This window comes from Nostoc sp. (genome assembly GCF_036917815.1).
Lineage (GTDB): Bacteria > Cyanobacteriota > Cyanobacteriia > Cyanobacteriales > Nostocaceae > Nostoc.
In genome coordinates, this window is the sequence record NZ_JBALEK010000004.1 from 121,540 (window position 1) to 127,539 (window position 6,000).

The 6,000-nt window shown below is 42.0% G+C and carries 6 protein-coding genes; 4 read left to right on the forward strand and 2 right to left on the reverse strand.

The genetic code is table 11. The features are described from left to right. Positions 1 to 77 precede the first annotated feature (77 nt). Positions 78 to 878 (forward strand): SAM hydrolase/SAM-dependent halogenase family protein, encoded by an 801-nt coding sequence (locus tag V7K97_RS01410; RefSeq protein WP_334798916.1) that lies wholly within the window; start codon positions 78 to 80, stop codon positions 876 to 878. A 232-nt stretch (positions 879 to 1,110) separates the two neighbouring features. On the opposite strand, the gene V7K97_RS01415 is transcribed toward V7K97_RS01410, so the two are convergent. Beyond that, complete coding sequence (locus V7K97_RS01415; RefSeq protein ID WP_334798917.1) at positions 1,111 to 1,776, reverse strand: GUN4 domain-containing protein; 666 nt, start codon at positions 1,774 to 1,776, stop codon at positions 1,111 to 1,113. 138 nt (positions 1,777 to 1,914) lie between these two features. Here V7K97_RS01415 and V7K97_RS01420 point away from each other — a divergent pair, with 138 nt between their 5' ends. Continuing rightward, positions 1,915 to 2,571 (forward strand): DUF2301 domain-containing membrane protein, encoded by a 657-nt coding sequence (locus V7K97_RS01420; protein WP_334798918.1) that lies wholly within the window; start codon positions 1,915 to 1,917, stop codon positions 2,569 to 2,571. After that, a complete protein-coding gene (locus V7K97_RS01425) occupies positions 2,571 to 3,260 on the forward strand; it encodes a YdcF family protein (protein ID WP_334798919.1) in 690 nt (229 codons plus the stop codon). The genes V7K97_RS01420 and V7K97_RS01425 overlap by 1 nt, the downstream gene beginning before the upstream one ends. 53 nt (positions 3,261 to 3,313) lie before the next feature. Here the strand turns inward: V7K97_RS01425 and V7K97_RS01430 are convergent, their stop codons facing one another. Continuing rightward, the gene (locus V7K97_RS01430; RefSeq protein WP_334798920.1) at positions 3,314 to 4,372 is read right to left on the reverse strand and encodes an alpha/beta hydrolase; all 1,059 of its coding nucleotides are present in this window, start codon (positions 4,370 to 4,372) and stop codon (positions 3,314 to 3,316) included. 294 nt (positions 4,373 to 4,666) lie between these two features. Between V7K97_RS01430 and dprA the strand changes: the two genes are divergently transcribed. After that, positions 4,667 to 5,788: a DNA-processing protein DprA gene (dprA, locus tag V7K97_RS01435; RefSeq protein WP_334798921.1), complete on the forward strand. Its 1,122-nt coding sequence runs from the start codon at positions 4,667 to 4,669 to the stop codon at positions 5,786 to 5,788. Positions 5,789 to 6,000: the final 212 nt, after the last annotated feature.

Consider the following 6,000-nt stretch of genomic DNA (forward strand, 5'->3'; position numbering starts at 1 on the left):
TCGCTTTATGTCTTGTATTGTTAACATAACACATATTTTGTAGCTGTTGCTACAGAAAAATATTTTATATATAAAATATGTCTAAGAACCAGATAGGTCAACAACCACTCGTGACTTTACTGAGCGATTTCGGCGATCGCGATATTTATGTAGGCATAATGAAGGGAGTTATAGCTCAAATCAACCCTAGACTGACGGTAGTAGACTTAACGCACCAAATTTCGCCGCAAGACATCGCTGCAGCCAGGTTTAACCTGATGAATGCTTATCTCTATTTCCCCGTTGGGACAGTGCATATCGCAGTAGTAGATCCGGGTGTGGGAAGCAAGCGACGAGCGATCGCAGTAGAATTTGCTCAAGGGTTTCTGATCGGCCCAGATAATGGTATATTTAGCGGCGTACTTAGTCAAAGTCCTGCCATCGTAGCCGTTGAACTCACAAATCTTAATTATTGGCGAACTCCTCAACCAAGCAAGACTTTTCATGGTAGAGATATCTTTGCACCAGTGGGAGCTAATCTTGCTAGTGGTGTGCCCCTCAAACAGCTAGGACAAGAAATCGATCCAGCAACTTTGGTAAAGCTGGATATAGACGAATGCAAGCAGACAAACACTAGTGTAGTGGGTTGCATTCAATATATTGACCGCTTTGGCAACCTAGTGAGCAACATTCCAGCGAGTTACGTACAAGGTAAAACTTGGTGTGTGCAAGCAGCTGGCTTGAGTATACCAGGCTGTGAAACTTACAGTGATGTCAAGGTTGGAGAGATACTAGCTTTAGTTGGCAGTCACGGCTGGGTAGAAATTGCCATTAATAGCGGCAATGCTCACTCACAGTTGCAGTTAGGGCAAAAAACGCTTCAAGTTGTACTCAGTTAGGGACTCACAAATTAAAAAAGATCCCAAATTTTCTTGTGGTATGGGTGTCCGCACTACGTGCCGCTACGCGAACACCCGTTCTATATTCAGGGCGGGCAAGGATGCCCACCCCACAAGATGGATAATTTAATCAGGACTTACGCAAAATATCTCTCAAACTCTGATTTCTCCGTGTCCTCTGCGCCTCTGCGGTTCGCTATTCCGTAACTTGTGCGTAAGTCCTATTAATCCCTTAAATACCGCACCTTGTCAGTGCCCCATCAAAAGAAACACCAAAGTTATATCCTCTTTCCACAGTTGGCAGATGTCCTGGGGGAAAGGTTTTAAAGTTTGGTTCCTTGCCAGGTTTATACTCGTATCTTTTAGTTTGCTGATTATAGTTCCACTGAATCAGCCACTCACCTGTTAAGGTTTGCCATCCAACCGCGTCATACATCTTGCGATAGTCGTTTTTTTCTTCCCTCAAAATCTTTTCTTGAGCGCTAAAGCCCAACTTACCATCACTGGCTGCACTCCAAAGCCTGTCAATGGTTTTCAAATCAACACATGAAAGTGCATTCATTTCATCTTTCCCAATCGCACCCTCCGCTTGTGCCTTAGCCCCTGCAACATCTAGCATTCTCAGGTAAGTTTCTCGATCAGATGCTTGCCAATCTTTGCTTTGCAAATATTTCTGCAACTGGCTGTAATCGACATTGCGGGCTGTAGTAATTTCTATTTGCTTCAATGAGCTAGAATTAATAGTTGTGTTGACCAAATCAGTGTTTCCTGGGCTTTTGATCTCAGACTTAGACCGCGTTAACGAATACCCAATCCAGCCCAAAACAGCAAATATACCTATAAGACTTGCTGTGATTAGTAAAGTTAATGCCAAAACAGTCTGATTATTCTTTGCCATTTTTTTGACGCTTTGATTACCTTGAAAGCCCCAGGTCGAATTTAGTCTAACCGCTACCAAATGATAGATGTATATTTTAGCTTTTTTTGATAATTGTCAAGATTAATACATACACAAAACAATCGTCCTCAGCAAATTATGACTACACAAATATTCTCTGCACCAGAAGTATATCAAGGTCAGTTTGGGGAATTTACAATTACTCAGAGCGATCGCACTGGTGTAATTATCTACCGTGCTGGATTAATGGTAGCAGCACTGAGCTTTGCTATAGGCAGTGCTTTGGTTTTATTCAACAATAGCCCGACTCTTATAACTGCACTGACACCTCTATATGCTTGTTTTAGTCTCGCTCTCGGTGTGAGTTTATTTACCATTCATATCTACATGGCATCACTGCACCGAACCTTGCAAATTTTTTGGGCGATCGGTAGTATAGCATCAGTGATTCTGGCAATCTCTAGTAGTCAACCTTTGGCTCTTGCCGTTTACAATCAGCCGATTACCCTATTTGGAGTTGGTTTTATCTTTGTTGCTTTGACAGGTATTTATTTTAAAGAGGCTTTTTGCTTCAATCGCCTCGAAACCAAAGTATTGACCCCAATAGTACCGCTACTGTTGTTAGGACATTTGGCGGGAATTTTACCAACTCAGGGAGAAAGCATTTTACTAGGAATTTGGGCGACGTTATTTTTGGTATTTGCCCTGCGAAAGACAGTGCAAGCAATTCCTGCTGATATTGGAGACAAATCTGTATTTACCTACTTGAAAGAACAACATTTAGCTAAGGTTTAATGCAGATAAAAAATCGTCGGTGTCAAAAATTTCCCCAAGTCAAACTAATCAAACGCCAAGAAATGTGGACACTTACGACTCATGGGTGGACGATTGCGATCGCTTTGATTGCTTATTTAATATTTTTCACTATTACTCATGTACACTCATTTCTCGCCGTCACTTCCCCGATTAAATCAGCACAAGTATTGGTTGTTGAAGGATGGCTACCAGATTATGCTATAGAAAAAGCTTTGACTGAATTTAAAATCGGTTCTTATCGTCAAATAATTACTACCGGAGGTACATTAGGAAAAGGAAGTTATCTGATTGGATACAAGGACTTTGCAGAAGTGTCAGCCGCCACCTTCATAAAACTCGGTTTAGAAGCAGAAAAAGTAATAGCTGTGCCGACACCTTTTGTAATTAAGGATCGTAGTTATGCATCTGCTGCCGAATTTTATCGCTGGCTATCCAATTCAAATTTACAGATAGAATCAATTAATCTTTTTTCCTTGGATGTTCATGCCCGTAGGAGTTGGTTTCTTTTTAGAAAAATACTTACCCCTCACATTAAAGTTGGTGTGATTGCTGCCACAACGCAAGATTACAATCCAAGCAAATGGTGGGGTTCTAGCGAAGGCGTGCGGACAATTCTTGATGAAGGGATCGCTTATATTTATGCACGGTTTTTGAACTGGAAAGCGTAACATTGATATTTTGGATTTTAGATTTTTCATTCAATCCAAAATCCAAAATGGTATTACTTACCCAGGATTTGTAATAATGCTTGTCGATAAATTTTGAGACCCTCTGCATTCAGATGGTCGCCATCACTGGTTAAATTTTCTTTAAGAACATTATTCTCATACAAGGGTGCTAATCCTGCTGCTGCAACTGGCACTTTTTCTGTTTCACCAACTTGATTAATCAGAACATTAATTTGTTCGACTTTAGCAAGTGGGGCTGATACAGTTGGATCTAAGCTGGCTGCAACTGTTGAATAAAAAGCTGGAATGAGAAAAATATCTTTAGTTCCCATTGTCCGAACAAGTGCGATCGCCTCTTGCAGATTTTTGGTAAATAATTCATCACTAAGCTTATACCAAGCATCATTTCCACCTATGGCAATAATGGCTTTTTGGCATTTTACCTTGGTAGGAATTAAACTTTTCAGTTGTTCCACTAATGAGATTGTACTCAGACCATTTAACCCAAAATTAAAAGTACCGTCCCCAAGAGTATTACCAAGTTCAGCCGAAACAGAATCGCCAAATAAGCAACCTGAGAATTGTTTACCTTGGGTAGCGAGTATTTGATATTGCAGTGCAATTTGCCCTAGGGGTGAAGAACTTACATCGTCTTTCGGCGGTGCATCAGCAGAACCAGAAGATAAATTTGCCATGCTGACTAGCTTGGAAAATTTTGGCACGTCAACTACTAGTTGATTACTGGGATAGGCTTCTAGAAAGCTGGTTATTCCTAAACCTTCCGGTGATTTTGCTCCTAAAATAATCGCAGATCGTAGCGCTTGTATACTAGCTTGATCGCGACGTGCGATCGCAACGGATGCAAAAGATAAAATTTGCTTGCCCATTCCTGTGTTTATCAGCTTATCTAAAGCCACAATATCAAGGGACATTTTCACCTGAAGGGCATCTTGCAACTTCTGTTTCTCCTTAGGGCTGAGATAGCCTAAAAAAGATTGCAGATCCGCTGAAACCTTTTGCGTCTCGCCATAGTTGCGTATATCCGCCACCGGGATTGATTGCTCAAACAATCCGTACCTGACAGTAACTTTTTCGGCTGCCAAACTAGGCAACAAACCAAAACAACTATGTACTAGTAAAAATATTAAGCACCCAGATAGGCTTATTAGAAGACGATAGAAATATTTCATCACAGAAGATAGTCAAATAGTCAATAGTTAATAGTCAATGGTTAAGGGTCAATAGTCAAGGGGAATTGGGAAAGAAGAAGCAGAAGTTCTTTGTAGAGACGGCGATTCATCGCGTCTTTTGCCTTAACCGAACAGCATTGCCCCCATCTCCCCCTCCACATCAACAAACAACCCTAATTTGGGAATACTCAATGCAGTAGCTGTGAGGATGGAAAGGTGGTAGAAGAAGGCGCATATTGGCTAGCTTGGGCACAGATTTCGGGAATTGGGCCGGTATTACTGCGACGCCTGCAACAGCATTTTGGCACGCTGGCAACTGCTTGGAACGCTACCAAGCTACAGTTAGGAGAAGTAGAAGGTTTTGGTTTTCAGACACTTGAAAAAGTAGTACAACAGCGATCGCGCCTACACCCAGAACAGCTATTTACTAAGCACCAGCAAGAAAACCCCCATTTCTGGACACCAGCAGACGCAGATTATCCCCGCTTACTGCTAGAAACTCCTAGTCCACCGCCAATTTTATACTATCGTGGTGAAGTCGAACTCCAAGAAAATCTCGGACAAAAACCGATGGTTGGAATTGTCGGAACCCGCCAACCCTCAGAATACGGCATCCGTTGGACTCGCCAAATTAGCACAGCTTTGGCTAAAAATGGCTTTACAATTGTTTCTGGGATGGCGGAGGGAATTGACACAGAAAGCCACATCGCCGCCATGAAAGCAGGTGGACGGACGATCGCAGTTTTAGGAACTGGTGTAGATGTCATCTATCCCCATAAAAATCGAGATTTGTACAAACAAATTTTGACGGCTGGCTTAGTCGTGAGTGAATACCCCACAAAAACTCCACCCGATCGCACTCACTTTCCCCGTCGCAACCGAATTATTGCAGGTTTAAGTCGCGCCATCCTGGTAATGGAAGCGCCATTAAAATCTGGTGCGTTAATTACTGCTACCTACGCAAATGAATTTGGTAGAGATGTCTATGCACTGCCTGGTAGAGTAGACGATCATCCATCCCAAGGTTGCTTAAAGTTACTGAGTCAGGGAGCAACTTTCATTCTTAAGGAACTAGACGAACTGTTAACAATGCTAGGAGCAATACCACAAATTGATCAAGTTGAGGCTTACACAGCGCCAGAACAGTTAAGTTTACCAACTTTATCGCCAGAATTGCAAACGGTAATGAATGCGATCGCCGCAAGTGAAGCTTTACCCTTCGATTTTATTGTCCAACAAACCGGCATGGCTGCTGGCTCAGTTTCCGGTGCTTTATTACAGTTGGAACTTATGGGTTTTGTTTCGCAACTACCAGGAATGCGGTATCAAAAAAGTTAAGAGTTAAAAGATAACAACTTTTATTGTGGGGTGGGCATCCTGCCCGCCCAGTTGATATGGCGGGCGAGACGCCCACCCCACAAGAGTTAATTGGATATTTTTTTATTTGGAAGTCCCTAATACCAATTTAATATGAAGCTGCATATAATAGAGGAGTTGCAAACTCCATAAATTTAAATCCCATGAGCCGCCGATTCAATATAGCGATCGCA

What these genes read in the sequence shown, in the direction of transcription:
- V7K97_RS01425 (WP_334798919.1), top strand. Translation starts at nt 2,571, where the DNA reads ATGCAGATAAAAAATCGTCGGTGTCAAAAATTTCCCCAAGTCAAACTA.
- V7K97_RS01420 (WP_334798918.1), top strand. Translation starts at nt 1,915, where the DNA reads ATGACTACACAAATATTCTCTGCACCAGAAGTATATCAAGGTCAGTTT.
- V7K97_RS01415 (WP_334798917.1), bottom strand. Translation starts at nt 1,776, where the DNA reads ATGGCAAAGAATAATCAGACTGTTTTGGCATTAACTTTACTAATCACA.
- V7K97_RS01410 (WP_334798916.1), top strand. Translation starts at nt 78, where the DNA reads ATGTCTAAGAACCAGATAGGTCAACAACCACTCGTGACTTTACTGAGC.